Here is a 14,238-nt window from a genome sequence, read left to right on the forward strand (position 1 = left end):
AGGGCTTGTTGGAGATCTTTTGTCGGTGAGCGATTCTTTGGATGTCCAGGCTCCTCTGCCCGCCATTTTGGCCGATCTGCAAGAAGCTCTGGAATCCCTGGGGTTGGGCCATCTTCAGGTACAAGCGCGGCTTTCCGGCCACCGCCTGTTGCTGCGCCTAGAGGGGGATCCCCTGCCTGAGCCGGATGCTTTGCTGGAGAGCCTCTCGCCGGCATTGGAGCACATGGCGCTGACCCACAGGCAGCGTCAGGTGGAGCTGTTTGGCTTTCTGGCCAATGAAGGGATCCCGGAATGGCACTGCGAGTGGCGCTACCAGCCCCAGCCCAACCCCAACAGCCCTCTGTATCGCGCTCAGCGGGGGGATGAGGTGGCCATCCAGCAGGTGTTCAATTACCTGTTGCGTCCAGAAGGGATCCAAGCACGGGTTCATTTCCATCCCAAGCTGGGCCTCTTGCAGGTGAACTTGCAGGCGGCAGAAGCTCCGGATCCGGCTTGGGCTAAGGATTTTCTGCGGCGAGCCTTGACCCGTCTGGAATGGACTTTCTTGCAACGGCTGCGGCTTTCCGGGCAAAAACTGGGCTCCTTTTTCCCGGCCTGGAGCCAGGAGTTCGATCTCAAACAGCCCGCCTTTTGGCAGGCCCCCCAAGTGCCCTTGACCGGGCGCTCCCCCATCTCAGAGAGAGAAATCTCTCCGCTGGATAAGCCGCCACCCCCTTCTCCTGCCTCCCAGACTGAATCTCCGGGTGTCAGTTGACGGAGGAGATAGTAAGTAGCCGAGCGTTTGCAGCCGCTGGCTGAGCGTATTCTGAAGGACAGTGCTCGTTGGGGTTGGCCATGCGGGTTGTTTTTTTCGGCACGCCAGAGTTTGCCCTGCCTTCGCTGCAGATCCTGTTGCAGCCGCAGTCTCCCTTTGAAGTGGTGGGATTGGTCTGCCAGCCGGATCGGCCCCAGGGACGGGGACAAAAGGTGCTTCCCCCCCCTACCAAGGTTCTCGCCCAGGCCCACGGGATCCCGGTGTGGCAGCCTGTCCGCCTGCGGCGGGATCCCCAAGTGCTGGCGGCTCTGGAGGCGCTGGCTGCCGATGTGTTTGTGGTGGTGGCCTACGGCCAGATCTTGCCCCTGACGGTGTTGCAGATGCCCAAGCTGGGCTGTGTGAATGTGCATGGATCCCTGTTGCCGGCCTATCGTGGCGCTGCTCCCATCCAGTGGGCCATTGCCAACGGCGAAACCGAGACCGGCGTGACCACCATGCTCATGGATGAGGGAATGGATACGGGGGCCATCCTGCTCCAGGCCAAGCTACCCATTGGGCCAGAGCAAACCAGCCTAGAATTGGCACCCCAACTGGCTCAACTGGGGGCAGAACTCTTGGTGGAAACGCTCTTGAAATTGGAGAAAGGGGAACTCACCCCTATTCCTCAGGATGGATCCCGGGCAACCTACGCCCCTTTGCTCAAAAAACAAGACTTTCACCTCGACTGGCAGCGCCCTGCCCAGGCCTTGCACAACCAAATCCGCGCCTTTTCTCCCGACTGTTTCACCAGTTTGAGGGGGCAGCGGATCAAAATTGTCCGCTCTGCCTCTCCTCAGTTGCACCCACCCCCTGGCGATCTCCCCCAAGGCAGCCCTGGCGAGGTGGTGGGATTGGCCAGGGGAGAAGGGATCTACGTAGCCACAGGAGAGGGATCCCTATTGATCCGGCGGGCGCAGCTGCCTGGCAAAAAAGAACAGTCCGCTTGGGACCTGGTCAATGGCGGCCAGCTCAAGGTGGGGATGCGTTTTGAGCCACTCCCGGATGCTTGAGAGCCATACAGGGATCCCTTGGGCGTGGTCAACCCAAATGGTGGCGAATAAATGGTGGCGAATACAGTAATGAATGAAACATTTCCGTTGCATTACTCCCCTCTCCCTCTGGGAGAGGGTGAGGCTTACTCCGGCTGGGGAAACTCCTGCCAAAGGGTGGTGCGTTGGCGCAAGCTGAGGAACTGTCCGCCGCCCAAGATGAGGTGGTCCAAAACCGGGATCTGTAGCAGTTGCCCCGCTTGCAAGAGTTGCCGGGTGAGGGCAAGGTCTTCTGGGCTGGGATCCAAGCTGCCGGAAGGGTGGTTGTGGGCCACCAGGATGCGGCTGGCTCCTTGCTTGATGGCGCTGCGGAAGGTTTCCCGCGGATGGGTGAGGGTTTCGGTGGCTGTCCCCCGGGTTACGATCTGCTGGCCAATGAGGCGGTGCTTGATATCTAGGTGCAAAACGGCAAAATGCTCCTGGGTCTCCCACATCAGGTCGCCGCTCAGGGCCATGGCTGCCTGTTCCGGCGACTCGATCACCGTGCGTTCTGGCGGGCGACCCAAAAACACCCGTCGCCCCAGCTCGATGGCGGCCAACACCGTTGCTGCCTTGGCCGGGCCAATGCCTTCGATCTGGATCAGCTCTCCGGCTTCCACCTGGCGCAACTGGGCCAAGGGATCCCCTTGGGCTTCTAACTTTTTCAGGAGCAACTGGGCGAGGCCGACTGCTGAGAGTTTGCCCGGCCCCTGTCCGGTGTTGAGCAGAATGGCCAGCAGCTCGGCGTGGGAGAGGTGCCTTGCCCCTTGGCTGAGCAGCCGCTCGCGGGGACGATCTTGGGCAGGAATATCGCTGATGCGCAGCACGTACTGGCTCATCTGGGGCCTAGGGAGGAGAAGAGGTTTTTTTCAACAGCCAAAAGGGACTGCGGCGCTCGACGACCCGCCAAGATCCCAGAATGGCTGCCTGTTCGCCCTCGGGAGCTGTAAGTTCAGCTACAAAGGGATCCCAGGTAACCAGGTAGTCGGGCGCCTGCCCCTGGGCTTGCCAGTCGGCCAGCTCTTCTGGGCTGGCGGCGTAGGGAACCTGCAGCGGGCCATAAAAATAGGGTACAAAAGAGCGAAAGCCGTACAGGCCCACCGTTCCAGAGAGAGCCGGCTGGGCGTTGTTTTCGGAAGTGGCAAACTGCCGGAAAAAGTGGACGGCTCCTCCCTGGGTGTGTTGCAGCAGGCGGGGGAAGACCCAGCACCAGGCCAGTTGGGCGCTCAGTCCGGTGGCCAAGAGCAAAACTGTCCAGCCCCAAGCCCGCCGCCGTCCTCGACTCCAAAGGAGAATTCCCAGCAGCAGGATCGCGGCGGGGACGTAGGTCAACACCGGCCACTCCACCTCAGCCTGCAGGTATCCCAGCACCAAGCTGCTGGAAAAGTCGTCAGGGATGCCGGCAAAGACCCATGCTTGGACTAGCCCAGCGGGATCCTGGGATCCCAGCCAGGGCAGCAATAGCCACAGGGCCAGCCAAAACAAGCCACTGAGCAGGATCCAGGCACTTTCCCAAAAACTGGGCCCTCTTTTCTCAGCAACCAGGCGCTGCAAGCGCAGGGCAGCAAAGTAGGCCCCAATGGGGTACAGCAGCGAGGTGTAGTGAACCAGCTTGGTTTGCACCAGCAGCGAAAACAGGGCCAGCACCACCCCAAAAGCCACCAACAGCAGAGATTCTGCCCGCCGAGTCAAATCCACCGAGCCCACGCTCCTGGGGATGGGCTGCAGGATCTCGGCCAAAGCCAAAGAACCCCAGGGAAAGCACCCCAGGGCAAAGGCCAACAGATGAAAATAAACCGGGCCGGGATGCCCATCTGAGCTGGTGAGGATGCGCCATTGGTAGCGCCCAAACTCTTCCACCCATTCTGGCCCCCGTTGCACCCCCTCCAACGCCAGCCAAGTGAGGGGAACAGCCACAGCTAGGCTGAGGAAAACCAGGCTCTCCCCCCATCGAAGGGGAGGATCCCGTTGCCAGAGCTTGTAGAGGATCCAGATAGCCAGGGGCAACACCAGCCCCACCGGCCCTTTGGCCAACACTGCCAAGCCCAGGGCCAGCGCCCCCACCGCTCTCCACCTGCGTCCAGAGTACCCGGCCCGCCAGGCCTCCTCGGCGGCCCAAAGGGATCCCAGCCCCACACCCATGCCCAGGTTGAGTAGCGGGTCGATGAGACCGGTTTTGTAAAAAAACAAGGGCAGGTAGCCCGTCAGCAGCAAGATCCCCCATAGGCAGCCGAACCCCATCCCGCCCAGACAGGATCCCCACCCCACCAGCAGCGCCACTGTGATCCCGCCCACCCAGGCATTGGGCAACCGCGCCGCCCATTCGTTCATCCCCAAAACAGCCATGGACAGGGCCTGCAGCCAAAAAAACAGGGGCGGCTTTTCAAAAAAGGGCTCCCCGTTGATCGCCAACGAGAGCGGATCCCCGCTGGCCAGCATCTGCCGCGCCAAGCTGGCGTAGATCAGCTCATCCCAGTCGAACAGATAGGGGATCCCCTGACCTACCCACAGCCACAGGCCGGCCAAAAGCCCCATCCCCAGGGATCCCTTGAGGCGGCCCAGAAAGCTAGGCATGGAAAGCTTCTGAAGACACCACCCGGCCCACGCTCTGAGGCGAGCGCAGGAGGCGGAGCAACTGGGCTGCCAGAGCGGATCCCTCTGTCTCTACCGGAATCTCCACCCCACACCAACGGCTGGAGCTACCCTGCAGGGCAGCTATCCACTCCGGGGCAAGGGATCCCCGCGCCACCCCGATCAATTGCGGCAGAGGCTCCCGACGATACAGCCCAATCCAGCGCAAGCCCAGTTGAAAAGGCCCCGGTCGGAAACGGGGGTTCAAGCGGCCATCCGCCTCAAACTTGCTCAACATCACCTGCAGAGAGCAGATCTGGCGAGTATTGAGCGCAGGAGCCGAAGGCACAAGGCGGGCGCGGAACGTGGCAACCATCTCCGCAAAGGGGATCTGAACGGTCTGCTCTTCTCCCGGCGCAGTGTCGAACGCATAGCCGTAGGCGGGGCTGTCCCAGCCGCCTTGATCCCGCAGTAAGACCTTATACCGCTGCCCATCCCCTCGCAGGCGCAGCTCCAGACCGGCAAACCCCGACAAGTCCAGCGGCGGCTGCCAATTGCGGGTGCGCGTGGAAACAAACCCCCCAAAGTTGGCCGTGGAAACCTGGCCTGCGAACAGCAGCTCCTCCTTTCCCCAGAGCAGTTGGCTTTGGCTCGCCCCGCCCATCACCACATCGTCCAAAATGCCCCAAAACCGATGCAAATCCGGGTTGGGCCGGCGAAAGTCGAACAGCATCCGCTCCGTTTGCCCACTGCTGCGCAATTGCTCCAGATAAGCCTTGGCCGTTGGTGGATCCCCCAAACCTAGGATCACGGTTGCTGTCGCCCAATCTGGCGTATGGCTCACCTCCACGCCCTGCTGCCGCAGGGCCTCCGCCAACCCGTCAGGCAAACCTTCCCCCACCACCCCTATCTGGATAGCGACCGGCTCGGAAAGAGAAGGTGGCACAAAATCATCCTCCACGGCCTGGAACCCATTCTGAACCCGACGCCATACCTCAGCCCAAGGCAGGGCCTCATAGTAGGTGAGCGTGTTCCAGAACCGCCCCAGATCCCAAGGCATGAGTCTACCTCATCTCTTCAGAGGTCTATCCCGGATCCCTAGCTTAGGGCAGCGCCGAAGAACTCCACCGCTTCTGCCAACACGTCTAAAAAGCGATCCACCTCCGCCAACGTGTTGTACAGGTAAACACTGGCTCGGGCAGTGGATTGTACTCCCAAATAGCGATGGAGGGGTTGAGTGCAGTGGTGCCCCGCTCGAACGGCAATGCCTTGCTCATCCAGCAAAGTAGACAGGTCATGGGGATGGACAGCCTCCACCGAAAAGCTAACCAGCCCTGCCCGTCGCGCCGGATCCTTGGGGCCATAAACCGTAATACCCGCTATGTGCTGGATCCCGTCCAACAGGTGGGTAATCAACCTTTGTTCATGGGCATGAACCCGCTCCAGACCGATCTGGCTCAAGTAATCTACGGCTGCCCCCAGCCCCACCGCCTGGGCAATCGCCGGCGTACCAGCCTCAAATTTGTGGGGGATATCCGCATAGGTGGCGTGATCCCAGTACACATCGGCGATCATCTCTCCCCCACCCAAAAAAGGGGGCATCGCTCGCAGCAGCTCCCGCCTGCCGTAGAGGACGCCAATCCCCGTTGGGCCACACATCTTGTGCCCCGAAAAGGCCAACCAATCGCAATCCAGCGCCTGGACATCCACAGGCATGTGGGGCACGCTCTGGCAGGCATCCAGCAGAACCTTGGCTCCGTAACGATGGGCCAGTTCAGTCATCTCCTGAACGGGGTTGATGGATCCCAGCATGTTGGAGACCTGGGTTACCGCCACCAAGCGGGTGCGGTCGCTGAGCAAAGACCGGTAGTGCTCCAGATCCAACTCTCCCTCTGGCGTGATCTGGATGAACTTGAGGTGGGCTCCCGTCCTTTGGGCCACCCATTGCCACGGGATCAGGTTGCTGTGGTGCTCCATCACCGAGAGGACGATCTCATCCCCCCGCTCCAGATGGCTCAAGCCCCAACTGTAGGCCACCAGATTGATGGCTTCGCTGGCATTGCGGGTGTAGATGATCTCTTGAGGAGAAGGCGCGTTCACAAACCGAGCGATCTTTTCCCGCGCCCCCTCATAGGCATCTGTGGCTTCGTTGCTCAGCGTATGGACCCCACGATGCACGTTGGCGTTGCAGTGTCGATAGTAATGATCCATCGCCTGCATAACCGCCAGTGGCTTTTGAGAAGTGGCGGCATTGTCAAAGTAGATCAGCGGGTGGCCGTTGACCTGGCGCTGCAAAATCGGAAAATCTGACCGCACCTGGGCAGCCAGATCGAAAGAATGGTCAAGCTTGAGAGAAGAAAGGGGGGATACCGCCATAGTCTGCGCAAAAGGCCTGCTTCCCTCAGTATGACATCGCTTCCGGCCAGCCTTCGGCAAACCCATCCGCCCAATCCCTTCCAGCATCCAGGGATCCCTTCCTCCCTGACCTGAAAGCGAAGCTTGTCACAAAATGTAACTTTGTGTTAAGTTTGGTTACAGCAACCAATACGAGGTATTAGCAATGCAATCGTCTCCCAGAATCCCTTCTCGTCTGGACTCCGCTTCTGTTGCCCAGTACTACGACACCACCAACGACTGGATCCCAGGCTGGACAGAGCAAGCGGAGCGTTGGAATGGACGCTTGGCCATGTTGGGCTTGGTGATCAGCATTGCTACAGAAGCGGTGCTGGGCCACAGTGTTTTTGCCAGCACTCTCGCCCAGTGGCTAGGTCTGCAATAACCTGCAATAATTTGTCGAAGAACTTTTCGGTAGAGCCACATTGGACATCTCACAGACTTTCTCTTCGGCTTTGAGATGTTACAGCTCTACCCTTTTTGGGAGCTTTTTCACCCTTCAATCCCTATCTCGACAGTCCGATGATGCTTGACAATCCCTTCCTCCCCTACATTGCCGTCATGGTGGCCGGGCTGGTGGCCGCTGTTGTGATTGGCTCGATGGCTTTCTTCAACTCCAAGCGCCCTGCTGGCTGGGAAGGCGCCGGTCGCCCGCGGTACGTGCCGCAGTACGGTCAAGACGGCGATACCCCGCCGGAGTGGGAGATTGGCTGGACGGAGAAGGCCGAGCGATGGAACGGACGGCTGGCCATGCTGGGGTTTGCCATCAGTGTTGTGGTAGAGGCCATAGTGGGCCACAGCGTGTTTGCCTCTGCACTGGGGATCCGCTGATCCCAGTTGAAAGCTGTCTGATGGCTGGAAGAGTTGGAAAATGGCAGCCGGAGAGCTCCGCCTCTCTTCTTCTGGCTTTGACTCAGCCTTTGCCAGTACCCCAAGCTGGAGCTGGCCGCAGATGCAAGTCACTGCTGGCCTTCAGCCTTTACCACTGGATAATCTTTTTCTGAACAGCTGTCATGCACATGGCAACGCGGGCGTTGATCTCATCCTCAGAGCCGAAAATATCTAGCTTTTCTTTGAGCCTTTGGATACAGTTTTGTACGGTCTTCTTGCTGGTGTGAATGCGATCGGCAATGGCCTGATCGGTGAGGGCTTCTTTGCAGAGCAAGTTCAAGACCTCAATTTCTCGTTCTGTCAGCTTCGTAAGACCGCGCAACTCCCGCGGCATGCGCAATTCTCCATTCAGGGCGCTTTTGGCCCCCTCCAGAAACACGGTGCGCCGTTCCATTTTGTTGACCGCGGCAAACCCACCCTGGTGTTTGCTGATCAGGCCCACCAATGGAGTTAGCAGCAGCGGCTCGCTGGAATAGGCCATCACATTTAGGGTGGGGTAGTTCTCAAAGATATGACGCAGGAACTCTAGGCCAGGCTCGGCAGACTGCTCCCCGCTGGTTTGACCATAGAGCAGATCGGCTACAACCAAGTCTGGTTGTTCCCGCTGCAGGCGCAGGATGGCGTCCATGGGATTGGTGACCGTAATACATTGAGCATCTGCTGCAATGCGTTGCAGCCACTCACAGTTGTTTTGAGCCACCTCTGGATGATCTTCGACGATCAAAAACTTGAGCGGGGCAGTGGGGCTTTCAACCTCGGGCATCAATCCACTCCTCTAAATCCTTATCTTGTAGTCCATTCTCTGCCGAGCGAGCTTGGCCGAGATGCGTTCGTCGGCAAGGGATCCGTCTGCAAGCATAGCTCCCAGCCGACTACCCCAGTGTAGCCTCAGGTAGGGGCTTAGAGGTGAGCCTGGGGGGGTGGGAAAGGACAGGTTAGGCTAGAGGGTGACGTCGACTGGATCTTAACTGTGGTACCCCTGCAAGATCGCAACCCAACCACCCGCACAGCCTATGTCACTTATGCCCTGGTGATCGTTAACATCTTAATTTTTCTGTACCAGCTAACCCTGTCGCCACAAGAGCTGGCAGCTTTTTTCCGGGAGTGGGCAGTGGTACCGATAGAGTTGACGGCCAGTTTTCGAGGGGAGATCACCTCTTCGTCGCGTCCAGAATGGGTAACCCTATTCACCTCACAATTTCTGCATGGGGGTTTTCTCCACATTGGCGGGAACATGCTTTTTTTGTGGGTTTTCGGCAACAACGTTGAGGATCGCTTGGGCCATGTGCGCTACCTCATCTTCTACCTGACTTGCGGAGCTTTGGCTGCATTAACGCAGTGGTTTTTCGATATGGGATCCCCCATTCCTTCACTGGGGGCAAGCGGCGCTATTGCTGGCGTATTGGGAGCCTATATTTTGCGTTTTCCACGGGCCGAGATTCTGACCCTGGTGCCCTTGGGTATTTTTATCACAACCCTCTACGTTCCGGCTTGGGTGTTCCTAGGCTTTTGGTTCATCCAGCAAGCTTTCTACGGCATTGCCAGCCTACAGACGCCTACCAATATCGGTATGCAGGGTGGGGGAATTGCTTACTGGGCCCATGCGGGCGGTTTTGTGTTTGGGGCCATTTTGGGGCCGCTGATGGGGTTGTTTTCCGGCAAAAGCCCTTATGACCGCCAAATGACTTGGCAACAACGTGACAGGGATCTGTTTTGATTTGATCAGCTTTGATACTTTCTCAGTCTATTGTTAATCGGATAGCAGCGTGATGGGAGAAAGCCATGGTCAGTCTATCTGCCAAGCCTCTAACTCTGGAAGACTTTCTACAACAGCCGGAAACTCAGCCCGCCAGCGAGTTCATCAAAGGAGAAATTATCCAGAAGCCCATGCCACAGGGAAAACATAGCCGTCTCCAACTAAAACTGGGTAGCTTCATTAACGAGATGTTGGAGCCTTCTCAACTGGGAATGGCATTTCCAGAGCTGCGCTGCACCTTCGCCGGATACGCGATTGTGCCCGATATTTCTGTGATCCCCTGGGATCGGATCCCTGTAGATGAAGATGGCACCATTCAAAATCTCATCCCCTTTTGCCCTGATTGGATGATCGAGATTCTCTCTCCCAATCAAAATCCAATGAAGCTGGTCAAAAAAATCTTGATCGGCCTGGATCACGGCTGCCAAATGGGGTGGGTGGTGGATCCCGAAGAAAGGGTTGTTTTCGCCTACCCTGCCGGGCAGCAGCCGACAGTACATGAGGATCCCCAAGAGGTGATCCCCACTCCTGCGTTTGCCCAAGGGATCCAACTGACAATCGCAACTTTGTTCGGCTGGATGCAAGTTCAAGCTGGCGAGAGCCACAAGTCCAATGCGGGATAGAAAGAGAGTGGATCTCCTTCCATCCCTCAATTCTCAATTCAAATTCAACATTCAGCTAGAAATCGCAGGAGCCCCGCACTGTACCTGTAGGGTCAGTGTCGGGAGGAATGCGGAAGTTATGATAGAACCATGACCCAAGTCCTGACCGTCCCCTGCAAGCTCAAGGTGTCCCAGTCGCAAGCCGCAAAGTTGGATGCGACAATGGATGCCTTTGTGCAGGCGTTGAACTGGGTCAACCAAAACACACCAGAAAAAGTAGTCAACGCAGTCAAACTCCAGTCCCTTTGCTATTACCAGATTCGCGCTCGGTTTGGCTTGTCCAGTAATCTGGCCCAGCAGGTCTGCAGACGGGTAGCGGGTTCCCGCAAAGTGGCTAAGCAGAAAAAGCGTCCCGTCAAGGAGTTTAAGAGCGGCTTTGTTACCTACGACGCCCGTATCTTTTCGTTCCGTCAAAAAGACTGGACGGTGTCGCTCACCACGGTGGAAGGGAGAGAACGCTTTGAACTGGCCATTGGCAACTACCAGCGTGGGATGCTGGCTGGTTCCAACCCCAAATCTGCCACCCTGGTCAAGCGCAAAGATGGCTCCTACTACATCCAGATTTGCGTAGAGAAAAAGCCACCCAAGCAACAAGATACCGACAAGGTGATCGGGGTGGACTTTGGAAGGACAGATATTGCCCATACGTCAGAGGGGGACAACTGGAATGGACAGCAGTTGAACAGAGTCCGCGACCACTACTCCCGGTTGAGGGCGGCACTCCAACGTAAAGCCAGTAAGGGCACCCGCAGTTCGCGGCGCAGATGCAGAGAACTGTTGCAACGGCTGTCTGGCAAGGAGAGACGCTTTCAAGTGTGGGTCAATCATCGCATCTCCAAAGCTATTGTCTCTAGGGCAAAAGCTACCAACAGCGCTATTGCTCTGGAAGACCTGACAGGGATCCGGGAAAGGGTCAATCAACAGCCACGCGGTAAAACGGAGCGTAGGAGGGCCAACAGTTGGGCGTTCTACCAACTACGTCAATTTCTGGAATACAAGGCGAGAATTGCGGGGGTTCCTCTGGTTCTTGTGCCGCCTGCCTACACGTCGCAGACCTGCCACAAGTGTTTGCATATCCATCCCGACCCTGCGCAATCCTACCGCAGTGGCAAGTCGTTCAAGTGTGGGCACTGTGGATGGGAAGGGGATGCGGATTTGAATGGTGCGAATGTGATTGCGCTCTTGGGGGCTGTCGTAAACCAGCCTAGAGGTCCGGGCTTGTCTTGTTCTCTGGTAGAGCAGAGCAGGCTCAGGGCTACTGAAAGCCCGCTCCGTACCGCTTAGCGGTCGGAGCCGGGTAGTTTACTTGTTGTAGAGGGCAGGAGCTTGGGCAACCGTCTCACCAGTTTGAGGCAGCTCCTGCCGCAGCAGCGCCACCAAAGCGTTAGTGGATTGGTCGTAGAGGCTGGTCACCAGCTTGGGGTAGAGCCCAATGCCGATGATGGGGATCAACAGGCAGGCGATGATGAACACCTCGCGTGGCTCAGCATCTACCAATTCTTCGTGTTCGGTGAGCTCTTTGTTCTCTGGGCCAAAGAAAATCTGCCGCAACATCGACAGCAGGTAGATGGGGGTCAGGATCACCCCAACTGCTGCCAGGAAAACCACCACCAACCGGAAGGGGAGAGAGTAGGCATCGGTGGTGGCCATGCCGATAAACACCATGATCTCGGCCACAAAGCCGCTCATGCCGGGTAGGGCTAGCGAAGCCAGGGAGCAGGCGGTGAACATGGAGAAGATCTTGGGCATCTTCAGGCCAACGCCGCCCATTTCCTCCAGCTCCAGCGTATGGGTGCGGTCGTAGGTGGCCCCCACCAAAAAGAACAGGCTGGCCCCGATCAGCCCGTGGGAGATCATCTGCAGCATGGCGCCGCTCATGCCGATCTCCGTCAGGGATCCGATACCGATGAGCACGAAGCCCATGTGGCTGATGGAAGAGTAGGCGATCTTCCGTTTCAGGTTGCGCTGGGCAAAAGAGGTGAGGGCGGCAAAGATGATGTTCACCACCCCCAGCACGATCAGCACCGGCGCAAAGTAAAGATGAGCATCCGGCAGCATACCCGCATTCATGCGCATCAGGGCATAGCCCCCCATCTTGAGCAGGATCCCGGCCAGCAACATGTGAACCGGCGCGGTGGCTTCTCCGTGGGCATCGGGCAGCCAGGTGTGCAAGGGGAAAATGGGCAGCTTCACCCCATAGGCAATCAGAAAGGCCCCGTACATCAGCAGTTGGAAGGTGAGCGGATAGGTCTTGTGGGCCAGATCCGTCATGTCAAAGCTGATGGGATCCCCGTAGAAGGCCATAGCCAGACCTGCCACCAGGATAAACAGGGAGCTGAGAGCCGTGTAGAGGATGAACTTGGTGGCCGCATACAGGCGGTTGTATCCCCCCCAAATGGAGAGGAGCAAGTACACCGGGATCAGCTCCAATTCCCACATCAGGAAAAACAGCAACATATCCTGCACGGCAAACACCCCGATCTGCCCGCCATACATGGCCAGCATCAAAAAGTAGAAGAGGCGAGGTTTGAGGGTGACCGGCCAAGCGGCCAAGATGGCTAGGGTAGTGATAAACGCCGTGAGCAGGATCAGGGGCATGGAGAGGCCATCAGCCCCCACCGACCAACTCAAGCCCACTTGGGGTACCCAGGTGTAGCGCTCCAGCAGTTGCAAACCTGTCTGGCCGGGATCGTAGCCGACATAGAAGCCGGCCAGCAGAATCAGCAGATCCGTGACCGCAATGAACAAAGCAAACCAGCGGATCCGCTCGGCCAACTTTTGTGCGTAGGCGCGGGTACTGGGATCCCCAGCCGGTGATGGGATCAGGGGAATAAATAGGGCGGCCAACACAGGGTAAGCGATGACCGTGGTCAGCCAAGGAAACTCGTGCAAGCTGGGCAGCGCCATGGATGTAACCTCGCTTGTGCCATACCATCAGGGGGATCCCTGCCGGCTGCAATCCGACAGCCCTTTACCAGAATCGCCCTTGAGTATCTATGCTTAGCAAATCTACAGGATTATCTTAAGGCTCCCTCTCCCTTTGCGTTGGGATCCCTGGGATGGAGCAGATGCATGGGTGGATGTTGTACCCGAAAATCAAAATACAGTCTTCCACTGTTCTCACAAGGTAACCGATCTCATCATGCCTCAGCCCAAACTGATCATCCACGGCGGAGCCGGCAGCGCCCTGGAAGGGGAAAGCAGCCTGGAAAAAGTGAGGGGATCCCTGCAGCAGGTGGTGGAGAGCACCTACGAGCTGCTGTTGGCTGGGCAGAGTGCCGAGGCGGCGGTGATGCATGCCTGCCAGTTGCTGGAGGATGATCCGCTCTACAATGCCGGGACGGGGTCGGTCTTGCAATCGGATGGGCAAATCCGCATGAGCGCCGCTCTCATGAACGGGGCCACCCAGTCTTTTAGCGGGGTGATCAACGTCAGCCGAGTTCAGCATCCCATCCTCATGGCCCAGGCTCTGCAATCAAGCCCGGATCGCGTGGTGGCCGAACAAGGGGCAGCAGAGCTGGCGCGGGAGCTGCAGTTGCCGGTCTATGACCCGGCCACTCTCAATCGGGTTCAAGAGTGGGTGCAGTTGCGCCAAACCCATCCCCCAACTAGGGTTCTCACTGCTCTGGCCATGGGCACGGTGGGGGCGGTGGCGCTGGATCAACAGGGGCAAATCTGTGCCGGCACCTCCACCGGCGGGCGGGGGTTTGAACGGGTGGGGCGAGTAAGCGATTCGGCCACTCCAGCGGGAACCTATGCCAGTGCGGCGGCGGGAGTCAGTTGCACCGGTGTCGGGGAAGATATTTTGGATGAGAGCTTGGCGGCGCGGATTGTGATTCGAGTGGAAGATGGCCTCAGCCTGAAGGCTGCCATGGCCAAGTCTTTTCAAGAGGCCCGCCAACGTCGCCGCTCCTTTGGGGCCATTGCTCTATCGCGCTCGGGCGAGATTGCCTGGGATACCACCACCGACCTGCTGCTGGCCGCCTACCACGATGGGCAGGGGATCGGCTTGACGATCTAAACTTCTAGCCGGGCTTGCGGGATTAGACCTGGACAAGCCTGAGGCGGTTGGATAAGAGTAGGATAAGAGTAGAAATAGTACTTAAACAAACCAAGTCTGCCCCCTGGCGGGCCACTGTAGAG

General features: G+C 58.1%; 14 protein-coding genes. 8 read left to right on the plus strand and 6 right to left on the minus strand.

The features are described 5' to 3' along the window. Nucleotides 1-25 precede the first annotated feature (25 nt). Together ACVWYY_RS02705 and fmt are read left to right on the plus strand one after the other, a co-directional pair. Nucleotides 26-754: a hypothetical protein gene (locus ACVWYY_RS02705; RefSeq protein ID WP_457403943.1), complete on the plus strand. Its 729-nt coding sequence runs from the start codon at nucleotides 26-28 to the stop codon at nucleotides 752-754. Between the two features lie 80 nt (nucleotides 755-834). Next, nucleotides 835-1,803: a methionyl-tRNA formyltransferase gene (fmt, locus tag ACVWYY_RS02710; RefSeq protein WP_457403942.1), complete on the plus strand. Its 969-nt coding sequence runs from the start codon at nucleotides 835-837 to the stop codon at nucleotides 1,801-1,803. Nucleotides 1,804-1,928: 125 nt separating this feature from the next. On the opposite strand, the gene radC is transcribed toward fmt, so the two are convergent. The 4 genes from radC to ACVWYY_RS02730 are packed head-to-tail and all read right to left on the minus strand — an operon-like array spanning nucleotide 1,929 to nucleotide 6,768. Beyond that, nucleotides 1,929-2,660, minus strand: coding sequence for a RadC family protein (gene radC, locus ACVWYY_RS02715; protein ID WP_414400432.1), 732 nt, complete (start codon nucleotides 2,658-2,660; stop codon nucleotides 1,929-1,931). 7 nt (nucleotides 2,661-2,667) lie between these two features. Next, complete coding sequence (locus tag ACVWYY_RS02720) at nucleotides 2,668-4,395, minus strand: ArnT family glycosyltransferase (protein WP_457403939.1); 1,728 nt, start codon at nucleotides 4,393-4,395, stop codon at nucleotides 2,668-2,670. Beyond that, nucleotides 4,388-5,452 carry a CIA30 family protein gene (locus tag ACVWYY_RS02725; RefSeq protein ID WP_457403937.1) on the minus strand — a complete coding sequence of 355 codons (1,065 nt, stop codon included), beginning with the start codon at nucleotides 5,450-5,452 and terminating at the stop codon, nucleotides 4,388-4,390. Before ACVWYY_RS02725 ends, ACVWYY_RS02720 begins: the two co-directional genes overlap by 8 nt. A gap of 38 nt (nucleotides 5,453-5,490) precedes the next feature. After that, nucleotides 5,491-6,768 carry a cysteine desulfurase gene (locus ACVWYY_RS02730; RefSeq protein WP_414416545.1) on the minus strand — a complete coding sequence of 426 codons (1,278 nt, stop codon included), beginning with the start codon at nucleotides 6,766-6,768 and terminating at the stop codon, nucleotides 5,491-5,493. Between the two features lie 184 nt (nucleotides 6,769-6,952). Here ACVWYY_RS02730 and ACVWYY_RS02735 point away from each other — a divergent pair, with 184 nt between their 5' ends. Then, a complete protein-coding gene (locus tag ACVWYY_RS02735) occupies nucleotides 6,953-7,171 on the plus strand; it encodes a hypothetical protein (RefSeq protein ID WP_011433585.1) in 219 nt (72 codons plus the stop codon). 137 nt (nucleotides 7,172-7,308) lie between these two features. After that, nucleotides 7,309-7,617, plus strand: a complete 309-nt coding sequence (psb35, locus tag ACVWYY_RS02740) for a photosystem II assembly protein Psb35 (protein ID WP_414422025.1) — start codon at nucleotides 7,309-7,311, stop codon at nucleotides 7,615-7,617. 148 nt (nucleotides 7,618-7,765) lie between these two features. Here psb35 and ACVWYY_RS02745 read toward each other — a convergent pair whose 3' ends face one another. Beyond that, nucleotides 7,766-8,440, minus strand: a complete 675-nt coding sequence (locus tag ACVWYY_RS02745; protein ID WP_414408845.1) for a response regulator transcription factor — start codon at nucleotides 8,438-8,440, stop codon at nucleotides 7,766-7,768. Between the two features lie 207 nt (nucleotides 8,441-8,647). Between ACVWYY_RS02745 and ACVWYY_RS02750 the strand changes: the two genes are divergently transcribed. From ACVWYY_RS02750 to ACVWYY_RS02760, 3 genes are all read left to right on the plus strand, one after another. Next, a complete protein-coding gene (locus ACVWYY_RS02750) occupies nucleotides 8,648-9,394 on the plus strand; it encodes a rhomboid family intramembrane serine protease (protein WP_414342387.1) in 747 nt (248 codons plus the stop codon). A 65-nt stretch (nucleotides 9,395-9,459) separates the two neighbouring features. Next, on the plus strand, nucleotides 9,460-10,056 hold the full coding sequence (locus tag ACVWYY_RS02755) for a Uma2 family endonuclease (RefSeq protein WP_457403936.1): 597 nt from the start codon (nucleotides 9,460-9,462) through the stop codon (nucleotides 10,054-10,056). Between the two features lie 129 nt (nucleotides 10,057-10,185). Further along, complete coding sequence (locus ACVWYY_RS02760; protein ID WP_457439522.1) at nucleotides 10,186-11,379, plus strand: RNA-guided endonuclease InsQ/TnpB family protein; 1,194 nt, start codon at nucleotides 10,186-10,188, stop codon at nucleotides 11,377-11,379. Nucleotides 11,380-11,397: 18 nt separating this feature from the next. Here the strand turns inward: ACVWYY_RS02760 and ACVWYY_RS02765 are convergent, their stop codons facing one another. Beyond that, nucleotides 11,398-13,002 carry an NAD(P)H-quinone oxidoreductase subunit 4 gene (locus ACVWYY_RS02765; protein WP_457439524.1) on the minus strand — a complete coding sequence of 535 codons (1,605 nt, stop codon included), beginning with the start codon at nucleotides 13,000-13,002 and terminating at the stop codon, nucleotides 11,398-11,400. A gap of 235 nt (nucleotides 13,003-13,237) precedes the next feature. On the opposite strand from ACVWYY_RS02765, the gene ACVWYY_RS02770 reads away from it, so the two are divergent. Beyond that, the gene (locus ACVWYY_RS02770; RefSeq protein WP_457403934.1) at nucleotides 13,238-14,116 is read left to right on the plus strand and encodes an isoaspartyl peptidase/L-asparaginase; all 879 of its coding nucleotides are present in this window, start codon (nucleotides 13,238-13,240) and stop codon (nucleotides 14,114-14,116) included. The last annotated feature ends 122 nt before the right edge of the window (nucleotides 14,117-14,238 follow it).

The organism is Thermostichus sp. MS-CIW-34 (assembly GCF_054060435.1).

Coding starts and splice junctions, on each gene's coding strand:
- ACVWYY_RS02720 (WP_457403939.1), bottom strand. CDS start 4,395: ATGCCTAGCTTTCTGGGCCGCCTCAAGGGATCCCTGGGGATGGGGCTT.
- psb35 (WP_414422025.1), top strand. CDS start 7,309: ATGATGCTTGACAATCCCTTCCTCCCCTACATTGCCGTCATGGTGGCC.
- ACVWYY_RS02745 (WP_414408845.1), bottom strand. CDS start 8,440: ATGCCCGAGGTTGAAAGCCCCACTGCCCCGCTCAAGTTTTTGATCGTC.
- ACVWYY_RS02735 (WP_011433585.1), top strand. CDS start 6,953: ATGCAATCGTCTCCCAGAATCCCTTCTCGTCTGGACTCCGCTTCTGTT.
- ACVWYY_RS02755 (WP_457403936.1), top strand. CDS start 9,460: ATGGTCAGTCTATCTGCCAAGCCTCTAACTCTGGAAGACTTTCTACAA.
- fmt (WP_457403942.1), top strand. CDS start 835: ATGCGGGTTGTTTTTTTCGGCACGCCAGAGTTTGCCCTGCCTTCGCTG.
- ACVWYY_RS02765 (WP_457439524.1), bottom strand. CDS start 13,002: ATGGCGCTGCCCAGCTTGCACGAGTTTCCTTGGCTGACCACGGTCATC.
- radC (WP_414400432.1), bottom strand. CDS start 2,660: ATGAGCCAGTACGTGCTGCGCATCAGCGATATTCCTGCCCAAGATCGT.
- ACVWYY_RS02770 (WP_457403934.1), top strand. CDS start 13,238: ATGCCTCAGCCCAAACTGATCATCCACGGCGGAGCCGGCAGCGCCCTG.
- ACVWYY_RS02760 (WP_457439522.1), top strand. CDS start 10,186: ATGACCCAAGTCCTGACCGTCCCCTGCAAGCTCAAGGTGTCCCAGTCG.
- ACVWYY_RS02730 (WP_414416545.1), bottom strand. CDS start 6,768: ATGGCGGTATCCCCCCTTTCTTCTCTCAAGCTTGACCATTCTTTCGAT.
- ACVWYY_RS02725 (WP_457403937.1), bottom strand. CDS start 5,452: ATGCCTTGGGATCTGGGGCGGTTCTGGAACACGCTCACCTACTATGAG.